Origin of the sequence: Streptomyces sp. NBC_00162, from assembly GCF_024611995.1 — a bacterium.
Classification (GTDB): domain Bacteria; phylum Actinomycetota; class Actinomycetes; order Streptomycetales; family Streptomycetaceae; genus Streptomyces.
On the sequence record NZ_CP102509.1, the window covers coordinates 6,185,583 to 6,209,145 of the forward strand.

The 23,563-nt window shown below is 71.5% G+C and carries 20 protein-coding genes; 10 read left to right on the plus strand and 10 right to left on the minus strand.

Going from position 1 to position 23,563, the window contains the following annotated elements; all coding sequences use genetic code 11:
- Positions 1-357: 357 nt before the first annotated feature.
- From JIW86_RS28665 to JIW86_RS28685, 5 genes are all read left to right on the plus strand, one after another.
- The gene (locus tag JIW86_RS28665) at positions 358-1,161 is read left to right on the plus strand and encodes a TraR/DksA family transcriptional regulator (protein WP_257556718.1); all 804 of its coding nucleotides are present in this window, start codon (positions 358-360) and stop codon (positions 1,159-1,161) included.
- Between the two features lie 122 nt (positions 1,162-1,283).
- A complete protein-coding gene (gene lspA / locus JIW86_RS28670) occupies positions 1,284-1,844 on the plus strand; it encodes a signal peptidase II (protein WP_257556719.1) in 561 nt (186 codons plus the stop codon).
- 41 nt (positions 1,845-1,885) lie between these two features.
- Positions 1,886-2,827, plus strand: coding sequence for an RluA family pseudouridine synthase (locus tag JIW86_RS28675; protein WP_215146460.1), 942 nt, complete (start codon positions 1,886-1,888; stop codon positions 2,825-2,827).
- The gene (locus JIW86_RS28680; protein WP_257556720.1) at positions 2,824-3,294 is read left to right on the plus strand and encodes a GNAT family N-acetyltransferase; all 471 of its coding nucleotides are present in this window, start codon (positions 2,824-2,826) and stop codon (positions 3,292-3,294) included. The genes JIW86_RS28675 and JIW86_RS28680 overlap by 4 nt, the downstream gene beginning before the upstream one ends.
- A 120-nt stretch (positions 3,295-3,414) precedes the next feature.
- Positions 3,415-5,001: a Na+/H+ antiporter gene (locus JIW86_RS28685; protein ID WP_257556721.1), complete on the plus strand. Its 1,587-nt coding sequence runs from the start codon at positions 3,415-3,417 to the stop codon at positions 4,999-5,001.
- A gap of 33 nt (positions 5,002-5,034) precedes the next feature.
- Here JIW86_RS28685 and JIW86_RS28690 read toward each other — a convergent pair whose 3' ends face one another.
- Positions 5,035-6,030 carry an SDR family NAD(P)-dependent oxidoreductase gene (locus tag JIW86_RS28690; protein ID WP_257556722.1) on the minus strand — a complete coding sequence of 332 codons (996 nt, stop codon included), beginning with the start codon at positions 6,028-6,030 and terminating at the stop codon, positions 5,035-5,037.
- Positions 6,027-7,208 carry a UDP-N-acetylglucosamine--N-acetylmuramyl-(pentapeptide) pyrophosphoryl-undecaprenol N-acetylglucosamine transferase gene (locus JIW86_RS28695; protein WP_257556723.1) on the minus strand — a complete coding sequence of 394 codons (1,182 nt, stop codon included), beginning with the start codon at positions 7,206-7,208 and terminating at the stop codon, positions 6,027-6,029. Before JIW86_RS28695 ends, JIW86_RS28690 begins: the two co-directional genes overlap by 4 nt.
- 72 nt (positions 7,209-7,280) lie before the next feature.
- On the opposite strand from JIW86_RS28695, the gene JIW86_RS28700 reads away from it, so the two are divergent.
- Together JIW86_RS28700 and JIW86_RS28705 are read left to right on the plus strand one after the other, a co-directional pair.
- Complete coding sequence (locus JIW86_RS28700; RefSeq protein ID WP_257556724.1) at positions 7,281-7,976, plus strand: response regulator transcription factor; 696 nt, start codon at positions 7,281-7,283, stop codon at positions 7,974-7,976.
- Positions 7,973-9,379 carry a sensor histidine kinase gene (locus tag JIW86_RS28705; RefSeq protein WP_257556725.1) on the plus strand — a complete coding sequence of 469 codons (1,407 nt, stop codon included), beginning with the start codon at positions 7,973-7,975 and terminating at the stop codon, positions 9,377-9,379. Before JIW86_RS28700 ends, JIW86_RS28705 begins: the two co-directional genes overlap by 4 nt.
- Before the next feature lie 127 nt (positions 9,380-9,506).
- Here the strand turns inward: JIW86_RS28705 and JIW86_RS28710 are convergent, their stop codons facing one another.
- Positions 9,507-10,556 (minus strand): mechanosensitive ion channel family protein, encoded by a 1,050-nt coding sequence (locus JIW86_RS28710; RefSeq protein WP_416237609.1) that lies wholly within the window; start codon positions 10,554-10,556, stop codon positions 9,507-9,509.
- Between the two features lie 50 nt (positions 10,557-10,606).
- Between JIW86_RS28710 and JIW86_RS28715 the strand changes: the two genes are divergently transcribed.
- On the plus strand, positions 10,607-11,176 hold the full coding sequence (locus JIW86_RS28715) for a dienelactone hydrolase family protein (RefSeq protein ID WP_257556726.1): 570 nt from the start codon (positions 10,607-10,609) through the stop codon (positions 11,174-11,176).
- A 31-nt stretch (positions 11,177-11,207) separates the two neighbouring features.
- On the opposite strand, the gene JIW86_RS28720 is transcribed toward JIW86_RS28715, so the two are convergent.
- The 6 genes from JIW86_RS28720 to JIW86_RS28745 all read right to left on the minus strand — a co-directional run bounded on the left by JIW86_RS28720 (position 11,208) and on the right by JIW86_RS28745 (position 18,049).
- A complete protein-coding gene (locus JIW86_RS28720) occupies positions 11,208-12,137 on the minus strand; it encodes a serine/threonine-protein kinase (protein ID WP_416237610.1) in 930 nt (309 codons plus the stop codon).
- Between the two features lie 24 nt (positions 12,138-12,161).
- Positions 12,162-13,115, minus strand: coding sequence for a zinc metalloprotease (locus tag JIW86_RS28725; protein ID WP_257559473.1), 954 nt, complete (start codon positions 13,113-13,115; stop codon positions 12,162-12,164).
- 234 nt (positions 13,116-13,349) lie between these two features.
- Positions 13,350-15,011, minus strand: coding sequence for an alkaline phosphatase D family protein (locus JIW86_RS28730; protein WP_257556727.1), 1,662 nt, complete (start codon positions 15,009-15,011; stop codon positions 13,350-13,352).
- 131 nt (positions 15,012-15,142) lie between these two features.
- Complete coding sequence (locus JIW86_RS28735; RefSeq protein ID WP_215146468.1) at positions 15,143-15,940, minus strand: DsbA family protein; 798 nt, start codon at positions 15,938-15,940, stop codon at positions 15,143-15,145.
- 43 nt (positions 15,941-15,983) lie between these two features.
- The gene (locus JIW86_RS28740) at positions 15,984-16,673 is read right to left on the minus strand and encodes a hypothetical protein (protein ID WP_257556728.1); all 690 of its coding nucleotides are present in this window, start codon (positions 16,671-16,673) and stop codon (positions 15,984-15,986) included.
- Positions 16,674-16,723: 50 nt separating this feature from the next.
- Positions 16,724-18,049 carry a DUF2252 domain-containing protein gene (locus tag JIW86_RS28745; protein WP_257556729.1) on the minus strand — a complete coding sequence of 442 codons (1,326 nt, stop codon included), beginning with the start codon at positions 18,047-18,049 and terminating at the stop codon, positions 16,724-16,726.
- A 172-nt stretch (positions 18,050-18,221) separates the two neighbouring features.
- Here JIW86_RS28745 and dnaE point away from each other — a divergent pair, with 172 nt between their 5' ends.
- Positions 18,222-21,764, plus strand: a complete 3,543-nt coding sequence (gene dnaE / locus JIW86_RS28750; protein WP_257556730.1) for a DNA polymerase III subunit alpha — start codon at positions 18,222-18,224, stop codon at positions 21,762-21,764.
- 85 nt (positions 21,765-21,849) lie between these two features.
- On the opposite strand, the gene JIW86_RS28755 is transcribed toward dnaE, so the two are convergent.
- On the minus strand, positions 21,850-22,014 hold the full coding sequence (locus JIW86_RS28755) for a hypothetical protein (RefSeq protein WP_257556731.1): 165 nt from the start codon (positions 22,012-22,014) through the stop codon (positions 21,850-21,852).
- A 212-nt stretch (positions 22,015-22,226) separates the two neighbouring features.
- On the opposite strand from JIW86_RS28755, the gene JIW86_RS28760 reads away from it, so the two are divergent.
- Positions 22,227-23,555: an NYN domain-containing protein gene (locus JIW86_RS28760; protein ID WP_257556732.1), complete on the plus strand. Its 1,329-nt coding sequence runs from the start codon at positions 22,227-22,229 to the stop codon at positions 23,553-23,555.
- Positions 23,556-23,563 lie beyond the last annotated feature (8 nt).

The window sequence follows — 23,563 nt, forward strand, 5'->3', positions numbered from 1 at the left end:
TCCCCGGGTCGCTCCTGGCTGCGTCCGACGCTACTCGTCCCCATCCATGCCTCTCGCTGCGGCCCAGTGTACGGGGCCGGGGGGCGCTCGGCAGACCGGTTTACGGGCGCCCGCGCGGGGGCGGCCGGCACGGCGTGGCGGGGGCGCGGGAGGGCCTCTCGGGTGACCCGAATGGGCCGACGCGCCGGTACGGATTCCCGTGGGGCGCGTGGGGCGGATTACCGGGCTTCCGGATGGGCACAACGGATGCAGGTTGACCTCGACGGATGCGTGCCCCGTTGCCGCGGGACCGGCGCCGATTTATCGTTCCGGCACGATTCGCGAGCAATGATCACAGTATGTGAAGGGGCCGCGGCCATGGTGGCGAAGAAGACCGCCGGTACTGCCGGAGAGGCGCTGGCCGAAGCACCTGTGAAGAAGGCGCCGGCCAAGAGGGCGAACGCCGTCAAGGCGGCCGTCGCGAAGAAGGCGGCACCGGCCGAGAAGGCACCCGCGAAGAAGGCGGCGGCCAAGAAGGCGCCCGCGAAGAAAGCGCCGGCGAAGAAGGCGACCGACAAGCAGGCGACCGCCGTCAAGAAGGCGACTGCCGTCGCGAAGCGGCAGGCCACGGCCAAACCGGCCGGGGCCGAGGGGGCGGCGCAGGCCGCTGTGAAGACGGGAGTCCGCAAAGTGGTTGCCAAGAAGAGCACCGGTACGGCGAGGAAGACGGCTGCGGCCGCCACCAGCGGCCTGCCCAAGGTGAGGGTCACGGCGGCCACCACGCCCGGTGAGCTCGCCGTACGGCCCGGGGAGGACCCCTGGACGCAGGCGGAGGTCGACGAGGCCCGCAGCGAGCTGATGAGCGAGGTGCTCAGACTGCGCGCCGAGCTCGACGCCTCGGAGGTGGCCATCTCGGGCCTGATGCGGGACTCGGGCGACGGCGCGGGCGACGACCAGGCCGACACGGGCACCAAGAACATCACCCGGGAGTCCGAGCTGGCCCTCGCGGCGAACGCCACCTCGATGCTGGAACAGACCGAGCGGGCCCTGGAACGCCTGGAGGCGGGCACGTACGGGATCTGCGAGAACTGCGGGAAGCCCATCGGCAAGGCCAGGATGCAGGCCTTCCCTCGGGCCACCCTGTGCGTGGACTGCAAGCAGAAGCAGGAGCGGCGGCACTAGGCGGCACTAGGGGGACCGAACTGGGGAGGGCCGGGGCGGGCGGCCGGTGGGTGGCCTGACGTACCCTCGTGTCTCGTCAGGGTCCAGCAGGAGCCTGGTCCGAACCAGTTCGAGGGACTCACGTGGCAGAGGCGGAGCGCATCATCGGTACGCCGGACGTCGGGGACGACACCCAGCCCGAGTCCGCCGAGCCCAAGGGGCACCGGCGGATCGTGGCCCTGCTCGTCGTGGCCGTCCTCGCGTACCTGCTGGATCTCGGCAGCAAGATGCTGGTCGTGGCCAAGCTGGAGCACCAGCCGCCGATCGAGATCATCGGCGACCTGCTGCGGTTCGAGGCGGTCCGCAACGCAGGCGCCGCCTTCGGCTTCGGCGAGGCCTTCACGATCATCTTCACGTGCATCGCGGCCACCGTGATCGTGGTGATCATCCGGCTGGCGCGCAAGCTCTACAGCCTGCCGTGGGCGATCGCGCTGGGTCTGCTGCTCGGTGGTGCGCTGGGCAATCTGACCGACCGGATCTTCCGCTCGCCCGGCGTGTTCCGGGGAGCGGTGGTCGACTTCATCGCCCCGTCCCACTTCGCCGTCTTCAACCTCGCCGACTCGGCGATCGTGTGCGGCGGCATCCTGATCGTCCTGCTGTCCTTCCGGGGGCTGGACCCGGACGGGACCGTCCACAAGGACTGATCGCGGGAAAGCTCCTCTGCCGAGTCCTGCATACTCGACAGGTGAGTACGATTCCCGAGATCCGCACCCTGCCCGTTCCCGATGGCCTCGAGGGCGAGCGCGTAGACGCCGCCATCGCCCGTATGTTCGGATTTTCCCGGACGAAGGCGGCCGAACTCGCGGCCGCGGGGAAGGTGTCGGTCGACGGCAGTGTCGTCGGGAAGTCCGAGCGCGTACACGGTGGCGCCTGGCTCGAAGTCGAGATGCCCGCGCCGCCGCGGCCGGTCGAGGTCGTGGCCGAGCCCGTCCCGGGCATGGAGATCGTCCATGACGACGACGACATCGTCGTCATCATGAAGCCGGTGGGCGTCGCCGCCCACCCGAGCCCCGGCTGGACCGGCACCACCGTCATCGGCGGCCTCGCCGCCGCCGGCTACCGGATCTCGACCTCCGGCGCGTCCGAGCGCCAGGGCATCGTGCACCGCCTCGACGTCGGCACGTCCGGCCTGATGGCCGTGGCCAAGTCCGAGCGGGCGTACACCTCGCTGAAGAACCAGTTCCGCGAGCGGATCGTGGACAAGCGTTACCACGCGCTGGTGCAGGGACACCCGGACCCGATGAGCGGCACGATCGATGCGCCGATCGGGCGGCACCCCAGCGCGGACTACAAGTGGGCCGTGATCCAGGAGGGCAAGGACTCGGTCACCCACTACGACCTGATCGAGGCCTTCCGGGCCGCCTCGCTGCTGGACATCAAGCTGGAGACCGGGCGTACGCACCAGATCCGCGTGCACATGTCCGCGCACCGGCACCCCTGCGTCGGCGACCTGACGTACGGCGCCGACCCGACGGTGGCGAAGCGGCTGGGGCTGACCCGGCAGTGGCTGCACGCGGTGCGGCTCGGCTTCGAGCACCCGTCGGACGGGCGGTGGGTGGAGTTCGAGAGCACCTACCCGGCGGACCTCCAGCACGCGCTGGACGTGATCCGGGCCGAGAGCGAGTGAGCTCCGCCGGTTACGAGGTCCGGATCGCCGTCGGCGAGGCCGACCTCGCGGCCTGCTTCGCCGTGCGGTCCGAGGTGTTCGTGACCGAGCAGTCCGTGCCGGAGTCGATCGAGTACGACGCCTACGACGCGGATGCGGTGCACCTGCTGGCCGTGGGGCCGGACGGGGTGGCGCTGGGCACCGGGCGGCTGCTGTCCGGCGCCGCCGCGCTGGCCAAGACCGGGGTCGAGGGGGTCGGCTCGCTGGGGCGGCTGGCCGTACGGAAGTCCGCGCGGGGGCTGGGTGTGGGCGTGGCGCTGGTCCACGCCATCGAGGCGGAGGCGGGCCGGATGGGCCTCGCGGCCGTTGATCTGGGGGCGCAGACCCATGCGGTCGGCTTCTACGAGCGGCTCGGCTACGTGGCCTACGGCCCGGAGTTCCAGGACGCGGGCATCCCGCACCGCTCTATGCGGCGTCGTCTGCCGTAGCCCTGGCGGAGTTTGAGGCGCGGGCGCGGAGCGCCGTAGGGGTTCGGGGCGGAGCCCCGACACGCGGGGGCAGCCTGTCACCGGGCACGGCCAAGCGCAGCGGACTGGCAGGGTGGGGGAGTGGATCAGCTTGCTCTGCTCTTCGTGTTGCTGCTCGGGGCCGTGGTCACGGTGCCGCTCGGGGACCGGCTGGGACTGCCCGCGCCCGTACTCATGACCATCGGCGGGGTGGGCCTCGCGCTGGTGCCCGCCGTGCCCAACGTCGACGTTCCGCCCGAGTTCATCCTGCCGCTGGTCCTGCCGCCGCTGCTGTACGCCTCCGCGCAGCGCACCTCCTGGCGGCAGTTCGCCTCGAACGTCCGGCCGATCCTCCTGCTCGCCGTGGCCCTGGTGTTCGTCACGACCGCCGCCGTCGCCGCCGTCGCGCACGCCGTCGTGCCCGGGCTGCCGATCGCCGCGGCCGTCGCGCTCGGCGCGCTCGTGGCTCCGCCCGACCCGGTCGCCGCCACCGCCGTCGCCGGATCGCTCGGGCTGCCCCGCCGCATGGTCTCGATCCTGGAGGGCGAGGGGCTCTTCAACGACGTGACGGCGATCGTGCTCTATCACGTGGCCGTCGCCGCCGCCGTCAGCGGCAGTTTCTCCTGGCCGGACGCGCTCGGGGAGTTCGTGCTCTCCGCCGTGGTGGCCGTGGCCGTCGGGCTCGCGCTCGGCTGGGCCGCCCACCGGCTCATGGGCGGGCTGGGCGACGCCACGCTGCAGATCGGGCTGACGCTGCTGGTGCCCTTCGTGGCGTACGTGCTGGCCGAGGAATTCCAGGGTTCGGGGGTGCTGGCGGTCCTGACCACCGCCCTGTTCCTGGCCGAGTACGCGAACGACGCCGACGACGTGCTGGGGCGGCTCGCCGGGCACACCTTCTGGGAGGTCGTCGACATGCTGGTCACGGGGGTGGCCTTCGGGCTGATCGGGCTGGAGCTCCACAACGTCTTCGGTACGGCCAAGGGCCGCGAGTGGGAGATGACCGGCTGGGCCGCGGCCGTGGTCGCGGTGGTGGTCGTCGTACGGCTGGTGTGGCTGCTGCCGGCCGGCTGGCTCGCCAAGAAGCTGCACGGGCGGCGCGACTACGAGGAGGAGATCCCGCTCAGCTGGCGGGAGAGCGTGGTGATGTGGTGGGCCGGGATGCGCGGGGTGGCCTCCGTGGCCCTGGCGCTGGCCATTCCCCTCCGTACGGACGCCGGTGAGCCCTTTCCCGGGCGGGACCAGATCATCTTCATCGCGTTCGCGGTGATCATGACGACCCTGATCTGCCAGGGGCTGACCCTGCCGTGGCTGGTGCGGCGGCTGGGGGTGGAGGCCGACTCGGACGCGGAGCGCGAGACCGAGCGGCAGCTGGCGATCCGCGCGGCCAAGGCCGCGAAGCGGCGGCTGAAGGAGATCGAGGAGGTGGAGGAGCTCCCGGAGGACCTGGTGGAGACGCTGTACCGGCGCGCGTACGACGTGGGGGCCCGGATCAGCCCCGACATGGTGGACGAGGAGCGGCGCGAGGCGTACGTGCAGCGGGTGTCACGGATCCGGGACACCCAGCGGATCCAGCGAGAGATGATGTCGGCCGCCCGCCACGAGGTGCTGGCCGCCCGCAGCGAACCCGGCGCCGATCCGGAGATCGTGGACCGGGTGCTGCGGTACCTGGACGTACGGAGCCTGCGGTAGCCGACGGACGGAACTGCAGGCCGGCGTCGGGAATCAGACCTGGTAGCGGCCCGGCGCGAAGAGCGAGAGGTTCGCCGCGACCCAGTCCGAGGTGCGGCGCAGGCCCTCCGTGAGGGAGACCTCCGGCTTCCAGCCCGCCCAGTCGCGGGCGCGGGAGTTGTCCGAGAGGAGGCGGTGGACCTCGCTGCCCGAGGGGCGCAGCCGGGCCGGGTCCACGACCACCTCCGCCTCCCGCCCCGAAGCGGCGATCAGCGCCCGCGCCAGGTCGCCGATGGAGATCTCCTCGCCCGTGCCGAGGTTGACCACCTCGCCGAGCGCCCGGTCGCACTCCGCCACCGCGAGGAATCCCGCGGCGGTGTCCGTGACGTACGTGAAGTCACGGGTGGGGGTGGTCGAACCCAGGCGTATCTCGCGGGAGCCCGCGTGGAGCTGCGCCAGGATCGTCGGGATGACGGCACGGGCCGACTGGCGCGGCCCGTACGTGTTGAAGGGGCGCACCACCGTCACCGGCAGTTCGAAGGCGTGGTGGAAGGAGAGCGCCATCATGTCCGCGCCGATCTTCGACGCGGAGTACGGGGACTGCGGCTGGAGCGGGTGGCTCTCGGAGATGGGCGCCGTGAGGGCCGTCCCGTAGACCTCGCTGGTGGAGGTGTGGACCAGGCGGCGCACGCGGTGGCGGCGGCAGGCCTCGGCCACGTTCTCCGTGCCGGTCACGTTCGTCTGCACGTAGGCGCCCGGCGAGGCGTAGCTGTACGGGATGCCGATCAGCGCCGCCAGGTGGAAGACGGTGTCGCAGCCGGCCACGGCGTCGCTGACCCGGCCCGCGTCGCGGATGTCGCCCGCCCACATCTCCACCGGGCCGTCCGGGTCGGCGAGGTAGCGGGCCAGGTGGCCCTTCTCGGCGTACGGCTTGTAGTGCACGAAGGCGCGCACCCGCGCGCCCCGCGCCACCAGCAGGTCCACCAGCGTCGAGCCGATGAAGCCCTCGGCGCCGGTGACGAGGACGGTGCGGTCGGTCCAGCTGTTCATACTCGCTCCAGGGTGGGAAGACGGACGCCGGCCACGCGGAGGACCTCCGCGGCCAGCAGTTCGGCGGCCCGCGCGTGCGGGCCGGGGTCGGCGGCGCCGGCCATCGCCGTCAGCCGGGCCGGATCGGCCAGCAGCGGGCCGATCAGGCCGGCGAGGCGTTCGGCGGTGGTCTCGGCATCGGGCAGCAGCAGCCCGGCGCCCGTGTCGGACAGCACGCGCGCGTTGTGGGTCTGGTGGTCGCCCGGGGCGTACGGGTAGGGCACGAGCAGGGCCGGGACCCCGGTCGCCGCCAGCTCCGCGACCGTCGCCGAACCGGCCCGGCACACCACCAGGTCGGCGGCCGCGTACACCAGGTCCATCCGGTCCAGGTACGGCACGGCCCGGGCGATGCGCTGCCCGCCGGACGACGCGAGCTCGGCGATGGTGTCCGGCAGCGCCGCCGGACCCGTCTTGACCAGCAGCTGTACGTCGTCCCGGTGCTGCCACAGCCCGGCCAGCCCGGTGGCGGCCCGGGTCAGGCGCACGGCGCCCAGGCTGCCGCCGTTGAAGACGACCAGCCGCCGCCCCTCGGGGACCCCCAAGGCCCGCCGCGCCTCCGCGCGCAGGGCCGCCCGGTCCGGCCGGGCGAGTTCCGCGAGGCCGGAGAGGGCCGCGGAGATCGGCATTCCGGTGGTCAGCGCCCGCGCCCCGCCCGCCAGGTGGCGCCGGCTGCGGTCGAAGGCCACCGCGACGTGCGGAGTGAGCCGGGCCGCGAACTGGTTGGCGCGGCCGGGCACCGCGTTGGACTCGTGGATCACGGCGGGCAGCCCGGCCAGCCGCGCCCCGAGCACGGCGGGCGCACTCGGGTAGCCGCCCATGCCGACGACCACGTGCGCGCCCTGCGCCCGGATCACCGACCGGGCCTGGTGCGCCGAGCGCATCAGCGCCGCGGGCAGCAGGTAGCGCTTCGCGCCCAGCGCCGGGTCGAAGGGGATCATGTCGACGGTGTGCAGCCGGTAGCCGGCGCCCGGGATCAGCTCGGTCTCCAGGCCCCGCTCGGTCCCGATGAACGAGACGACGGCGCCGGGGACGGCCGCGCGCAGCGCCTCGGCGAGAGCCAGGCCCGGATAGATGTGTCCGCCGGTGCCGCCCGCACCGATGACGACGGAGAGTGCCGCAGGTGTGTGTCGAGTGGTCATGGACGCACACTCCCGGTGCGCCCTAAGAAGGTTCTAAGAGGTTCGCATCCATGCCTTTGGCAGGCTTTGCCCATGAGCTCCCTGAGCAGGCATCGGATTCTGGTGGTGGACGACGAGCCCGAGGTACGGGCCGCCGTCGAGGACGGGCTGGCCGTCGAGGGGTACGAGGTGCGGGGCGCCGCGGACGGGCTGGCGGCGCTCTCGGAGGTGGCGGCCTGGGAGCCCGACGCGGTCGTGCTGGACGTGATGATGCCGGTGCTCGACGGGCTCGGGGTGTGCCGGCAGCTGCGCGCGCTGGGCGACCGTACGCCCGTACTCGTACTCACCGCACTGGACTCCGTCAGCGAACGCGTGGACGGGCTGGAGGCCGGGGCCGACGACTACCTCGTCAAGCCGTTCGCCCTGGACGAGCTGGTCGCGCGGGTACGGGCGCTGCTGCGGAGGGCCGCGCCCGAGCCCCCGGGCGCCGCTCCGCTCGCCTTCGCCGACCTCGTCCTGGACCCGGAGACCCGGACCGGGCGGCGCGGCGGGCGGCCGCTGGAGTTCAGCCGGACCGAGGCCGCGCTGCTGGAACTGCTCCTGCGCCACCCCGGCCAGGTGCTCCCGCGCGAGCTGATCCTGGAGCTGGTGTGGGGACGGGACTTCGGGCCGGACTCCAACTCCCTCGCGGTGTACGTCGGCTACCTGCGCCGGAAACTGGAGGCCGCGGGCGAGCCCCGGCTGGTCCACACCGTGCACGGGGTCGGCTACCGGCTGGACGCGGCATGAGCGGATCCGAGGGGCGGGGGCGGGGACGCCGGCGGCTCGGCGCGGCCTGGCGCAGACGTCGGCCGCTGCGGACCCGGCTGGCGCTGGCCGTCACCGCGGCCGTGGCCCTGGTGGCGCTGGGGGTGTGCGCGGCGGCGTTCCTCGTCGTACGGTCCGCGCTCTACCGGCAGCTCGACCTCAGCCTCGTCCAGTCCGCCCGGCTCGCCGCGCAGCGCAACCCGGGGGCCGGTCCCGGGCCACTGGCCGGGGAATGCCGCTTCCTGGCGGCGCCCGCGTGTGCGGAGGTGGTGGCGGCCGACCCGGCCAAGGATCCCGGTACGCCGGGCCTGCTGCCGGTGGCCCCGGCCGCGCGGGAGGTCGCCGCGGGCGAGCGGGCCCCGTACTACACCGACTTCACGCTGGCCGGGCATCCCGCCCGGATGCTCACCACCGACTACGCCAAGGGGCGGGCGCTCCAGGTCGCGTTGCGGGCCGACACAGTCGAGGACGGCATCGAGGAGGCCGCGTGGTGGCTCGTCCTGACGGCGGCGGCCGGGGTGCTGCTCGCCGCCGTCCTCGGCCACTGGGTCTCCCGGACGGGGTTGGCCCCGGTCACCCGGCTCACGGCGACGGCCGAGCGGATCGCCGCCACCCGGGATCCGCGGCACCGGATCGAACTCCCGCCGCGGGGGCCTTCCGGGCGGGAGGACGAGATCACCCGGCTGGCCGGGAGCTTCAACACCATGCTGGGGGAGCTGGAACAGTCCGTCACCGCGCAGCGGAGGCTGGTCGCGGACGCCTCGCACGAGCTGCGGACCCCGCTGACGGCGCTGCGGACCAACGCGGAGCTGCTGGCACGGGCCGAGCGGCTCACGCCGGAGCAGCGGGATCGGGCGTCGGCCGCGCTGGGGCGGCAGTTGCGGGAGGTGACGGGGCTCGTGAACGACCTGATCGAGCTGGCGCGGGACGAGGAGCCGCAACCGCTGGTGGAACAGGTCCGGCTGGACCGGCTCGTGGAGCACGGGGTGGAGGCGGCGCGGGCGCACTGGCCGGGCGTGCCGTTTCAGGTGCGGGTGGAGCAGGTGGTCGTGCCGGGGGTGCCGGCGAGGCTGAGCCGGCTGATCGGGAACCTGCTCGACAACGCGGCGAAGTTCAGTGCCGCCGGGCTGCCGGTGGAGGTGGAGCTGGTGGTGCCCGCCGGGGCCGGCGGGCCGGAGCTGACCGTGCGGGATCACGGGCCGGGGATCACGGCCGAGGACCTGCCGTACGTCTTCGACCGGTTCTACCGGGCCAATGCGGCGCGGGCGCTGCCGGGGTCGGGGCTGGGGCTGGCCATGGCGCGGCAGATCGCGCGGGCCCATGGTGCGGAGTTGGTGGCGGAGGCTGCCCCGGGCGGGGGCGCGCTGTTCCGGCTGACGTTCTGACCCGACTGCGGGTCCGTTGCTGGGGGCGCTGCCCCCAGACCCCCGCGCCTCAAACTCCCCCAGACTCCGTCCGGGGGGACCCCCAGGCGAGGCTGGATTTGGCTGATGCCGTCTGAGGCGCCGGGAGTCAGGGCGCCGGGCGGGGGGCGGCCTCTGAAGTGGCGATGCGGGGCAAGGCGTAGGGGTGGTGGGTCACCAGCCAGGTGATCAGACGCTCGCGGACCGCACAGCGGACCGTCCAGAGGTCGTCCGCGTCCTTCGCCGTGACCACCGCGCGGACCTGGACCGTGTGCGGTGTTGTGTCCGTCACGGCCAGGCCGGAGCCGCGGGCGTCCCACTCCGGGATGTCCTTGAGGATGTTCTGGAACTGCTCCCGCATGAGGTCGAGAGGGGCGCTGTGGTCCAGGTGCCAGAAGACGGTGCCGGTCATCTGGGCGCCGCCGCGCGACCAGTTTTCGTACGGCCTGCTTGTGAAATACGACACAGGCATTGTGATGCGCCGCTCGTCCCAGGTGCGGACGGTCAGGGACGTCAGGGTGATCTCCTCGACCTTGCCCCACTCCTTGTCGACCACCACCGTGTCGCCGATGCGGACGGTGTCGCCGAAGGCGATCTGGAGGCCGGCGAACAGGTTGCCCAGCGAGGACTGGGCGCCGATGCCCACGACGATGCCGAGCACACCCGCGGACGCCATCATCGAGGCGCCGAGCGTACGCATCGGCGGGAAGGTCAGGAGCATGGCCGCCCCCGCGACCAAGACGACGATCGCGGTGACTGCCCGGTGGATCAGAGTGACCTGGGTGCGGACCCGGCGGACCCGGGCGTCGTCCTGGGTCACCGCGGCGTAGCGCGCGTACGTGGAGTCGACGGCGGCGGTCGCGATGCGCACCGCCAGCCAGGACACGGAGGCGATCAGTGCCAGGGTGAGGGTCCGGCCGACGGCGAAGGCGTGGTCGGGCAGGATCCCGGCGATGCGGTAGGACGCTCTGAGCAGAGAGGTGCAGAGCACGACCTGGAACGGCAGGCGGCAGCGGCGCAGCAGGCCCCACAGGGGGGTCTCGCTGTGCCGGGCGTCGGCCCGACGCAGCAGCAGGTCCAGAATCCACCCGGCGACCAGGGTGATGACCAGCGTGCCGCCGACGACCGTGACGGGGCGCAGGACGGTCTCCATTTCCATGGGTATGAACGTAACCGGAAGCGGTCCGCGCAAACTGGCACGATGGGGGCATGAACATCATGCTGTTCCATTCGACGTACGGGCTGCGGCCCGCGGTACAGGAGGCGGCCGACCGGCTGCGCGCGGCCGGTCACCAGGTGCACGTGCCGGACCTCTTCGAGGGGCGCACCTTCGAGACCGTCGCGGAGGGCCTGGCCCACCAGGACGAGGTAGGCCGTGACGAGCTGCTCAAGCGCGCGGTGCTGGCCTCGGCCCCTTACTCCGACCAGGGTCTGGTCTACGCCGGGTTCTCCTTCGGCGGCTCCATCGCGCAGCACCTGGCGCTGGCCGACGAGAAGGCGCGCGGGCTGCTGCTCCTGCACGGGACGGCGGACCTGGAGGACGAGGCCTCGGTGGACGAGCTGCCCGTGCAGCTGCACGTCGCGGACCCGGACCCCTACGAGCCGCACGACTGGCTGACGGCCTGGTACCTGCGGATGCAGCGGGCCGGGGCCGATGTGGAGGTCCACAGCTACCCGGGCGCCGGGCACCTGTTCACCGACCCGGGGCTGGACGACTACGACGCCGAGGCGTCCGAGAAGACCTGGAACGTCGCGATCGGTTTCCTCGACTCCCTGTAGGACCCTCGCAGGAACCCTTCGCAGGGCGCGTTCAGCCGCGGGGTGCCGGTTTCCGGGGCAGGGACGGCGGCGGGCCGAAGCGGCCGCCGGCGGGCGGAGCCGGGGGTGGCGGGACCCGGTCCGCCAGGGTGGGCGGCGGGGCGGTGTCGCCGAAGGCGACCGCCGCGAGCCGTGCGTCCAGGTGCTCGGGGGTGGGCCGGGCCTGCGGATCGCGGACCAGCAGGTCCGCCAGTACGGGGCCCAGGGCGCCGGCCCGTTGTGCGGGCGGGACGGTGGCGTCCAGGACGGCGGCCAGCGTGGCCAGACTGGTGGCCCGCCGCATCGGGCTGACCCCCTCGACGCACACGTACAGCATCACGCCGAGCGACCACAGGTCGGAGGCGGGCAGATCCTCGCCCCGGATCCGTTCGGGCGCCAGGTACTCGGGGGTCCCGATGATGTCCCCGGCCGGTGTCAGAGAGGGGGCGTCCTGGATCGCGGCGATGCCGAAGTCCGTCAGGACCGCGGAACCGTCCGCCCGCAGCAGGACGTTGGCGGGTTTCACGTCCCGGTGACGGATCCCGGCGGCGTGCGCCGCGCGGAGTCCGGCGAGGACCTCGCGGCCGATCCGGGCCGTCTCGGCCGGTGCCAGCGGGCCCCGGTCCAGACGGTGCTGGAGGGATGCGCCGGGCAGCAGCTCCATCACCAGCCACGGGTGCGGGTCCTCGTCCACGATGTGGTGGATGGTGACCACGTTGGGGTGGTTGATCCGGGCCTGGGCGCGGGCCTCGCGCAGTACGCGTGCGCGCAACTGCCGCGAGGCCTCGCCCTCCTCGTGACCGACGGGCGGCCGGACCTCCTTGACCGCCACGTCGCGGTGCAGGACACGGTCCAGCGCTCTCCAGACCGTGCCCATGCCCCCGCTGCCGAGCTTCTCAATCAGCTCGAACCGTCCGTCGATCACGTCCCCCGGCGCGCTCATGGCGCCAGGGTAGGCGAGAGGGCGTCAGCCCGCCCGGTAAGCCGTCCAGCTGCTCGACATGCGGGCGACCTGGCCGGCGGTGAACTGGTACATGCAGGAGTCGTACGTGTAGTCCATGAAGTTGCGGATCGGGTCCGCGCCCGGCTTGCTGGCGCAGCTGTCGCGACCGGTCGGGCACTCGTACGCGGCGCTCTTCTCGGCCGGGGTGTCGGAGACGTAGTCGCCGTTTCCGTTACAGCCGCCCTGGAAGGTGTGGTAGAGCCCCAGCCAGTGACCGACCTCGTGGGTCGCGGTGTCACCCTCGTTGTAGTTGGCCGCGGAACCGCCGGGCAGCGAGCTGTCCAGCACGACCACGCCGTCCATCTTGGGGGTGGAGGCGTAGGAGGTCGGGAAGGTCGCCCAGCCGAGCAGGCCGCCGGAGAGGTTGGCGGTGTAGAAGTTGAGCGCGCCCGGACCACCCTTGCGCAGGGTGTTCTTCATGTCCTTCTCGGCCTGGGAGCCGGAGGCCAGGTTGTACCAGCTCGCGTTGTCCGTGTAGTCGGTGGACGCGAGGGTGAACTGGAAGTTCGTGTTCACATTGCCGGTGCCCTGGCCGCCGTAGGCCGCGTTGAGGACCGACAGCTGGCTGCTGACGTCCGTGGCCGAGAGCTTGCCGGTGGTGCCCGAGTGCACGACGTGGAAGTACACCGGGATGTTCACGACGGCCTCGGCCGCGGCGAGGCTGCGCTGCGGCTGGTTCTTGAGGGCCTTGTCCAGCTTCGACTTGAGGTCGGCGTCCATGGCCTTCGCCTGGGCCTCGGTGACCTCGTTGGGCTCGTCGGCCTGCTCGTCGTGGGCGCGGGTGACGCGGGCGTTGGCAGCGGCCCCGGTCGTGCCTTCCTCGGCGCAGACCTCGGCGGGGGTCTTGGCGGCCGCGAGCGTGGTGGGGGCGGCGAGCGGCGTGAAGGCCAGGGTTCCGGCCAGAACCGCCGTGCCCATCAGGCGGCGGCGAAGAAGGGGGGATATGCGGGCAATTGCGCGCACGTGTGCTCCTCGCGGGTGGGGGGTGGTGGGGGGTGATGGCCTGAAGGATCTTCTTCAGCTGGCGGGAAGCTTATGTGTGCATGACATATTCAGGTCAAGAGGCTTGCGTAAAAGATTTGTTGCGAGAAACGCACAAGGGGCGCCTGGTATGTACCAGGCGCCCCTTCGGGCAGGAAATTTGACGGTCAATCAGCGAACCGGCTGATAGGCCCGCTCCACCTTCTGGGTGCCGTTCAGCGTGCGGTAGGAGCGGGTCCACGCGGCGGTGGCGTCCTGCCGCCGCTTGTCGGACACCACGTAGTAGTCCATCTGCGAGCGCTCCGCCGTCACGTCGAGCACGCCGTAGCCGTGCGCGTCCATGTCGAGCCACTTCACGTGCCAGTTGGCGGCCTTGACGGCCGACTCGGCGACCAGCGAGACCGTGTCCGGCAGCACGTGCAGGATGTCGTCCAGGTTGTCCGAGGTCACCGAGGTGACCACGAACTCGGTCGCCGCCGTCCCCGAACCGGGGTACGTGGCCATGTTCATGGGGACCTCGTTCGCCCACGCCATGTGGATGTCGCCGGTCAGGAACACCGTGTTCTTGACGCCGCGGTCCTTGAGGTGGCCCAGCAGCTCCTTGCGGTCGTCGGTGTACCCGTCCCACTGGTCCACGTTGACCGCGATGCCGCCCTCGGGCAGACCGAGCAGCTTGGCCAGCGGCCCCAGCAGGTGCGCGGGCAGCGAGGCGAAGGCCACCGGCGAGATCATCACCGAGGTGCCGACCAGCTTCCAGGTCGCGCTCGAGCCCGCCAGGCCCGACTTGAGCCAGTCCAGCTGGGCGCGGCCGGTGATGGTGCGCTCCGGGTCGTCCACCGAGCCGCTGCCGACCTTGACCTGCTGGGAGCGGAAGGAACGCAGGTCGAGCAGGTGCAGGTCGGCGAGGGTGCCGAAGCGCAGCCGCCGGTAGACCGTGCCGGCTATGGAGGCGCGGACGGGCATCCACTCGAAGTACGCCTGCTTGGCGGCGGCGGCGCGGGCCGCCCACTCGCCCTCGGTGGCCGCCGTGTGGTTCTCGGCGCCGCCCGCCCAGGAGTCGTTGGCGAACTCGTGGTCGTCCCAGATGGCGATGACCGGGTGCGCGTGGTGCAGCGCCTGGAGGTCGGCGTCCGTCTTGTACTTGCCGTGCCGGGTGCGGTAGTCGGCGAGCGAGACGATCTCGTGCTTGGGCTCGTGCGCGCGGACGACGTACTTGGCCTCCGGGTAGCCCCCGGACTGGTACTCGTAGATGTAGTCGCCGAGGTGCAGGACCGCGTCGAGGTCCGTACGGGCGGCCAGGTGCCGGTAGGCGGAGAAGTAGCCGGCCTCCCAGTTGGCACAGGACACCACGCCGAAGCGGACCCCGGAGGTGGTCACGTCGTGCCCGGGCGTGGTCCGGGTGCGCCCGGCGGGGGAGACGGTGGCGCCGGCGGTGAACCGGTACCAGTACGGGGTCTGCGGCTGCAGTCCGCGCACGTCCACCTTGACCGTGTGGTCGGTGGCGGCGCTCGCGGTGACGGTGCCGGAGGCGACGACGCCGGAGAAGTTCTTGTCCGTGGCCACCTCCCAGTCGACCTGGACGGCCGGGCCGAGGCCGGAGCCGGGCACGGCCTCGGCGGTGGGGGTGACACGGGTCCACAGCAGGATCCCGTCGGGCAGCGGATCGCCGGAGGCAACGCCGTGCAGGAAGGCCGGTGCGCTGTCGGCGGCATGGGCGGCGGAGGCGCCCAGCGAGGTGAGGGGAGCCAGGGCGGCCGTGGCCGCGGCAGCGAGAACGACCGTGCGACGGCGGGGAGTTGCGGCGGTCGCAGCAGGAGAGAGATGACTGGTCACGGATGATCATATTACTGGCGGGTATGGCCGCAGGGATAGAACCGGGAATGCAACGGACGGGCGAACTCTGGGAGTCCGCCCGCCCGTTGGCCCGGCATGTCCGGATATAAAGCCTCCGGCACGGCCAAGGCTCAGCTGCCCTGCAGGGCCTTGTCGATCGCGGCCGTGAAGGCCTCCGCCGTCTGCGGAGTGTCGATCTTCTTGCCGTCCATCTTCAGGGTGGGCGTGCCCTTCACACCGGAGGCGTCGAAGGCCTTGGACATCTCCATCGCCCACCGGTCGTAGGTGCCGCCCTCGACGGCCTTCTTGAACTCGGCGTTGCCCTTGAGCGCCGGGACCGTGTCCGCGACCTTCAGCAGGTAGTCGTCCTTGGCGAAGCTGTCGACGGTCTCCTCGGGGTGCAGGTCCTTCGAGTAGAGCGCGTTCTTGTACTGGAGGAAGGCCTCCGGGCTGACGTTCAGCGCGGCGCCGAGCGCGCTCAGCGCGTTCTTCGACCCCTCGCCCTTGGCCATGTTGTCGATGAAGGTGGCACCGAAGTACTGGATCTTGTACTTGCCGGCGTCGACGTCCTTCTTGACCTGCTCGCCCGCCGCCTGCTCGAACTGGGCGCAAGCGGGGCAGCGCGAGTCCTCGTAGAGCTCCAGGGTCTTCTTCGCCTCGGCCTTGCCGATGACGACCGTGGTGCCGTCCTCGCCCTCGGTGTTCTTGGGCTTGACCAGCTCGGCCTTGGCGGCCTTCTCCCAGTGGCCGGGCTGGTTGGCCTGCACGATCGCGTAGCCGACGCCGCCGGCCAGGGCCAGTACGGCGACGACCGCGCCGGCCACGACGAGCTGGCGGCGCACCTTGTCCTTCTTCGCCTGTGCCTCGCGCTCGGCGCGCAGCCGCTCGCGGGCGGCGGCCTTGTTGGCGTGGCTGTTGCGTGAACTCATCGTGATCTCCGTGGTGTGACGTGATGGGGGTGCCGTACGTGCGTCAGGCGCTTGCGAACGCGCCGGGCACGGGAGGTCCCCGCCGTCCCACGGAGTGTGCGGGGAAGCGCGTACGGGCCCCCGTGCCCGGAAGGACCGAACGCAGCACCCGCTCCGCGGCACCCCCGGCCACCGCCACCGCGGCCCCCGTCAGCAGCAGCGGCCGGAACGCGAAGGCGGCCACCGCGCGCAGCAGCCGGCCCAGCGCCCGCTCGCCGTGGCGGAGCCATCCGGCGGCCAGCAGCCCGACCGAGACGTGGGCGGCGAGCAGCAGCCAGGGCGCCCAGGGCCCGGGCGAGGACAGCAGCGCGGCCGGATCGGCGGCGGGCCCGGCCACCTCGGCCAGCGGCCCGCCGACCGGGGGGCCGCCGCAGAGCTCCTCCAGGCCCAGGGCGCGCAGCGGGCCCGAGACCGGGCCGCCCGCCGGGCCGTAGCAGACGTGCTGCCCGGCGGTGAAGACGGTGTCGGCGGCGAGCTCCAGCGGGACGAGCAGCCCGGCGATGGGGCCGAAGCCCCGTTCGCGGCCGGCCAGCGCGTAGGACACCGTGAACACGGCGGCGAAGGCCCCGCCCACCAGCGCGGGCGGCAGCGGTACCCGGGACATGAGGACGTGCGAGCCCGCCGAGAGCAGCACGACGAGAGCGCTGAACAGCGCGGCCCGCAGCCCCCGAAGTCTCACCCCTGATATGTCCATCGCCGCGAGTCTGCCACGACTGCCTGTGGACGCCGGGCCCCAGGTCCCGGCTACGGCGTGAGCCGGCCGTTGCGGAAGAGGTCCACGAAGATCTGGTGATCGGCGCGCGCCCGGGCCCCGTACGCGTGGGCGAAGTCCACCAGCAGCTCCGCGAAGCCCTCCTCGTCGGCCGCGATGGCCGCGTCGATGGCCCGCTCCGTCGAGAAGGGGACCAGGGTCTGGCCGCTCTCGGCCGCGTCCGCCGCCCCGTGCATGGTCGCCGTGGCCCGGCCCAGGTCCGCGACGACGGCCGCGATCTCCTCCGGGTCGTCCAGGTCCGACCAGTCCAGGTCCACCGCGTACGGGGAGACCTCCGCCACCAGCTGCCCGGAGCCGTCCAGCTCCGTCCAGCCCAGCCACGGGTCCGCGTGGGCCTGGAGGGCGCGCTGGGAGATCACCGTGCGGTGGCCCTCGTGCTCGAAGTACTCCCGCACGGCGCGGTCGGTGATGTGCCGGGAGACCGCCGGGGTCTGCGCCTGCTTGAGGTAGATCACGACATCGTTCTCGAGGGCGTCGCTGTGCCCCTCCAGCAGGATGTTGTACGAGGGCAGCCCCGCCGAGCCGATCCCGACGCCCCGCCGGCCCACGACGTCCTTGACCCGGTAGGAGTCGGGCCGGACGAGGGACTCGTCGGGCAGCGTCTCCAGGTACCCGTCGAAGGCGGCCAGCACCTTGTAGCGGGTGGCCGCGTCCAGCTCGATGGTGCCGGGACCCGGCGCGAAGCGGCGCTCGAAGTCGCGGATCTCCGTCATCGAGTCCAGCAGGGAGAAGCGGGTACGGGCGCGGGCCGAGCGCAGCGCGTCCAGCAGCGGGCCCTCGGCGGTGTCCAGGGTGAAGGCGGGGACCTCCTCGTTCTTGGCCCCGGTGGCAAGAGCGTGGATCCGCTCGCGGTAGGCGCCCGCGTAGATCCGGACCAGCTCGCCGATCTGGTCGTCACTGAGCGCCTTGGTGTAGCCGATCAGGGCCACGGAGGCGGCGAACCGCTTCAGGTCCCAGGTGAAGGGGCCGACGTACGCCTCGTCGAAGTCGTTGACGTTGAAGATCAGCCGGCCGTTGGAGTCCATGTACGTGCCGAAGTTCTCCGCGTGCAGATCGCCGTGGATCCACACCCGGCCCGTCCGCTCGTCCAGGTACGGGCCGCCGTGCCGGTCGCGCTCCAGGTCCGCGTAGAAGAGGCAGGCCGTGCCCCGGTAGAAGGCGAACGCCGAGGCGGCCATCTTCCGGAATTTGACCTGGAAGGCAGCGGGGTCGGCGGCGAGCAGCTCACCGAAAGCGGTGTCGAAAACGTCGAGTATCTGCTCGGCGCGCTGCTCATCGGTCGTCTCGGGAACCGCCATGGCGGGTGCCTCCTGGTGGCGCTGGTTCGGTCGCTGTTCTGATCGTGAGGGGCCGGACACTGTCCTCTGTCGTGCAACGCACGACCGTACCCGTCAGTGCCCCGGATGTGTCAGTCAGGAGACGTAGGATTCAGAGCTGCCGCCCCTCTCTCCCCGCCGGAGGACCCCCACCGTGACCAAGCCGCCGTTCACGCACCTGCACGTCCACACCCAGTATTCGCTGCTGGACGGTGCCGCGCGGCTGAAGGACATGTTCAACGCGTGCAACGAGATGGGCATGACGCACATCGCCATGTCCGACCACGGCAACCTGCACGGGGCCTACGACTTCTTCCACACCGCCCAGAAGGCCGGGATCACGCCGATCATCGGCATCGAGGCGTACGTCGCCCCCGAGTCCCGGCGCAACAAGCGGCGCATCCAGTGGGGCCAGCCCCACCAGAAGCGGGACGACGTCTCCGGCTCCGGCGGTTACACCCACAAGACGATCTGGGCGGCGAACGCCACCGGCCTGCACAACCTCTTCCGGCTGTCCTCCGACGCGTACGCCGAGGGCTGGCTCACCAAGTGGCCGCGCATGGACAAGGAAACGATCTCCAAGTGGTCCGAGGGGCTGATCGCCTCCACCGGCTGCCCCTCCGGCGAGCTCCAGACCCGACTGCGCCTCGGCCAGTTCGACGAGGCCCTCAAGGCCGCCTCCGAATACCAGGACATCTTCGGCAAGGACCGCTACTTCCTGGAGCTGATGGACCACGGCATCGAGATCGAGCGCCGGGTCCGCGACGGGCTGCTGGAGATCGGCAAGAAGCTCGGCATCCCGCCGCTGGTCACGAACGACTCGCACTACACCTACGCCAGCGAGGCCGGCGCCCACGACGCCCTGCTGTGCATCCAGACCGGCAAGAACCTCTCGGACCCGGACCGCTTCCGCTTCGACGGCACCGGCTACTACCTGAAGTCCACGGACGAGATGTACGCCATCGACTCCTCGGACGCCTGGCAGGAGGGCTGCGCCAATACGAAGCTGGTCGCCGACCAGATCGACACCGAGGGCATGTTCAAGTTCCGGAACCTGATGCCGAAGTTCGACATCCCGGACGGCTACACCGAGGTCACCTGGTTCCGCGAGGAGACCATGCGCGGCATGCACCGCCGCTACCCCGGAGGCATCCCGGACGACCGGATGAAGCAGGCCGAGTACGAGATGGACACGATCATCTCGATGGGCTTCCCCGGCTACTTCCTCGTGGTCGCCGACTTCATCATGTGGGCCAAGAACCAGGGCATCGCGGTGGGCCCGGGCCGAGGCTCCGCGGCCGGCTCGATCGTCGCCTACGCCATGGGCATCACCGACCTCGACCCGCTCACCCACGGCCTGATCTTCGAGCGCTTCCTGAACCCCGAGCGCGTCTCCATGCCCGATGTCGACATCGACTTCGACGAGCGTCGGCGCGTCGAGGTGATCCGGTACGTGACCGACAAGTACGGCGCCGACAAGGTCGCCATGATCGGCACGTACGGCACCATCAAGGCCAAGAACGCGATCAAGGACTCCGCCCGCGTCCTGGGCTACCCGTACGCCATGGGCGACCGGCTCACCAAGGCCATGCCCGCCGACGTCCTCGGCAAGGGCATCCCGCTCTCCGGCATCCTCGACCCGACGCACCCCCGCTACGGCGAGGCCGGCGAGATCCGCGGGATGTACGAGAACGAGCCGGACGTGAAGAAGGTCATCGACACCGCCCGCGGCGTCGAGGGCCTGGTCCGCCAGATGGGCGTGCACGCGGCCGGCGTGATCATGTCCAGCGAGACGATCACCGACCACGTACCCGTCTGGGTGCGGCACACCGACGGCGTCACCATCACCCAGTGGGACTACCCGAGCTGCGAGTCGCTCGGCCTGCTGAAGATGGACTTCCTGGGCCTGCGCAACCTCACGATCATGGACGACGCCGTCAAGATGGTGAAGGCCAACAAGGGGATCGACATCGATCTCCTGGGCCTGCCGCTCGACGACCCCAAGACCTTCGAACTGCTCGGCCGCGGTGACACCCTCGGCGTCTTCCAGTTCGACGGCGGGCCCATGCGCTCCCTGCTGCGCCTGATGAAGCCCGACAACTTCGAGGACATCTCCGCCGTCTCGGCCCTGTACCGGCCGGGCCCGATGGGCATGAACTCGCACACGAACTACGCCCTGCGCAAGAACAAGCAGCAGGAGATCACCCCGATCCACCCGGATCTGGAGAAGCCCCTCGAAGAGGTGCTCGCGGTCACCTACGGCCTGATCGTCTACCAGGAGCAGGTGCAGAAGGCCGCCCAGATCATCGCCGGGTACTCGCTCGGCGAGGCCGACATCCTGCGCCGCGTGATGGGCAAGAAGAAGCCCGAGGAGCTGGCGAAGAACTTCACCATCTTCCAGGAGGGCGCCCGGAAGAACGGCTACAACGACAAGGCCATCCAGGCCCTGTGGGACGTCCTGGTCCCCTTCGCCGGCTACGCCTTCAACAAGGCCCACTCAGCCGCGTACGGGCTGGTCTCCTACTGGACCGCCTACCTCAAGGCGAACTTCCCGGCCGAGTACATGGCCGGCCTGCTCACCTCGGTCAAGGACGACAAGGACAAGTCCGCGATCTACCTGAACGAGTGCCGGCGCATGGGCATCAAGGTGCTCCCGCCGAACGTGAACGAGTCCGAGCCGAACTTCGCCGCCCAGGGCGACGACGTGATCCTCTTCGGCCTCACCGCGGTGCGCAACGTCGGCCAGAACGTCGTCGAGTCGATCATCAAGACCAGGAAGGCCAAGGGGAAGTACTCCACGTTCCCCGACTTCCTGGACAAGGTCGAGGCCGTCGTCTGCAACAAGCGCACCGTCGAGTCCCTGATCAAGGCCGGCGCCTTCGACGAGATGGGCCACACCCGCAAGGGCCTGGTCGCCCACCACGAGCCGATGATCGACAACGTGGTCGCGGTCAAGCGCAAGGAGGCCGAGGGACAGTTCGACCTCTTCGGCGGAATGGGCGACGAGGGCGCGAGCGACGAGCCCGGCTTCGGCCTCGACGTGGAGTTCTCCGACGTCGAGTGGGAGAAGTCCTACCTGCTCGCCCAGGAGCGCGAGATGCTCGGCCTCTATGTTTCCGACCACCCGCTCTTCGGCCTGGAGCACGTGCTCTCCGACAAGACGGACGCCGGGATCTCCCAGCTGACCGGCGGCGAGCACTCCGACGGCGCCGTCGTCACCATCGGCGGCATCATCTCGGGCCTCCAGCGCAAGATGACCAAGCAGGGCAACGCCTGGGCCATCGCCACCGTCGAGGACCTGGCCGGCTCCATCGAGTGCATGTTCTTCCCCGCGACCTACCAGCTCGTCTCCACCCAGCTGGTCGAGGACACCGTCGTCTTCGTCAAGGGCCGCCTCGACAAGCGCGAGGACGTGCCCCGGCTGGTCGCGATGGAGATGATGGTCCCCGACCTCTCCTCGGCCGGCACGAACGCCCCGGTGGTCCTCACCATCCCCACCGTCAAGGTCACCCCGCCGATGGTGACCCGTCTGGGGGAGATCCTGCGCCACCACCAGGGCAACAGCGAGGTCCGGATCAAGCTCCAGGGGCCGCGGACCACCACCGTGCTGCGCCTCGACAAGCACCGGGTCAAGCCCGACCCGGCGCTCTTCGGCGACCTCAAGGTGCTGCTCGGCCCGTCCTGCCTGGCCGGATAGCCGCCGGACCGCACGGAAAGGGCCTGCCCGGCGATGCCGGGCAGGCCCTTTCCGTGCGGACCGCCAGTGGGCGGCCGCTGCCGCGTCAGTTGTGGCCGAACTTCTTCGTCTTGCTCTTGTGCGCCAGATCCATCGGACTCGGCGCCTGCGAGGGCGATTCGGGCGAGGATTCCGTCGAGCTCCTCGACGGGTCCTGCGAGGACGAGCGGGCCTGCTGCTTCGGCTGCTTCTGCTGCTTGTTCTTGGCCATGGTGGAGCCTCCGTGATGGGGTCTAGGGGCCAGGACCGCCTTCACACTCACACAACGCCAGAAACCGCGCATTTTGGATCATTACCGCGCGTAGTCGCGCCCCTCTCCGGCCCCCTTGTGAGATCCGCCACGCCGATGATCGAGTTCCGGCCGTCAACACCCTTGCGGTCGGGCAGACTCGGGGAAACTCATCGGGACCCCCAGGGAAGAGGGTGGAACGCGTGGACCGCTGCGTCGTCCTGGTGGACGCCGGCTATCTGCTGGGCGCCGCCGCGAGCCTTCTCGCAGGGGAGCCCTCCCGCTCCCGCATCACCGTCGACCATGCCGCCCTCATCCAGGGCCTGCGCGAGCGGGCCGAGGCCGACACCGAGCAGCCCCTGCTGCGCATCTACTGGTTCGACGGCGCACCCGACCGGGTGCCCCAGCCCGAGCACCGGCGGCTGCGCGTCATGCCGCGCGTCACCGTCCGCCTCGGCGCCCTGACCCGCAGCGACGGCCGCTGGGCGCAGAAGGGCGTCGACGCCGCCATGCACGCCGAGCTCACCGAGCTGGCCCGCAACCGCGCCTGCTCCGACGTCGTACTGGTCACCGGCGACGGCGACCTGCTGCCCGGCCTTATGTCCGCCAAGGAGCACGGGGTCGCCGTCCACCTGTGGGCCGTACAGGCCGCCGACGGGGACTACAACCAGTCCGAGGACCTCGTCGCGGAAGCCGACGAACGCCGCGTCCTGGACCGGGCCTGGATCACCCGGGCCGTCCGCGCCAAGGACCTCACCGGCCTGTGCTCCCCGCCGCCCGCGCCGCGCCCCGACATCGCCGCCATCCTCTCCGCCCCGCTGCCCGAGGCGGCGCTCGCCGAGGCCGCCCGCAACGGCTCCGCCGCCGCCGGACAGGACGACGGGGAAGGCCTCCCGGTCCCCGCGCCCGCCACCGGCGGCAGCAGAGCCGTGCCCACGCCCAAGGACCTCGCCGGCTCGCTGCGCGCCCCCGGCCAGCAGGCCGCGCCGCCGAGCGGGCAGCACGGCGGGCAGGCCCCGGCCGGCAGCGCCCTGCGCTGGTCCTCCGACAAGGGCTGGATCGACCGGGCCGGACCCCTCGGCGAACCCGCCGAGACCGCCTCCCTGCCCACCCTCGCCCAGCTCACCAGCGCCGAGCAGCGCTGGGCCGACCGCGAGGAGGACATCACCACCGTCGGCGGCGACCCGTTCGAGGTGGGACAGGTGTTCGCCCGGCGCTGGATGGAGCGGCTCCCGGAGACCGTGCACCTCCAGAAACTCGCCACTATGTATCCGCGCATCCCGCACCGGATCGACGGGGAGCTGCTGCGCTACGCCGCCCGGTTCGGGCTGCTCGCGCACAAGGACGACCAGATCGACGAACACGACCGCTACGCCATCCGCGCCGGGTTCTGGCGCGAGATCGACGTCCGCGCAGCCGCCGAACACGTGGCCGCCGTACCCGCCGCGGCCCCGGGATCCGCGGCCCCTGAGCCCGACCGCCCCGGCGACCCCGGGGGCCGAGTAGGGGCGGGACCCGCGTAGGCTGCTCC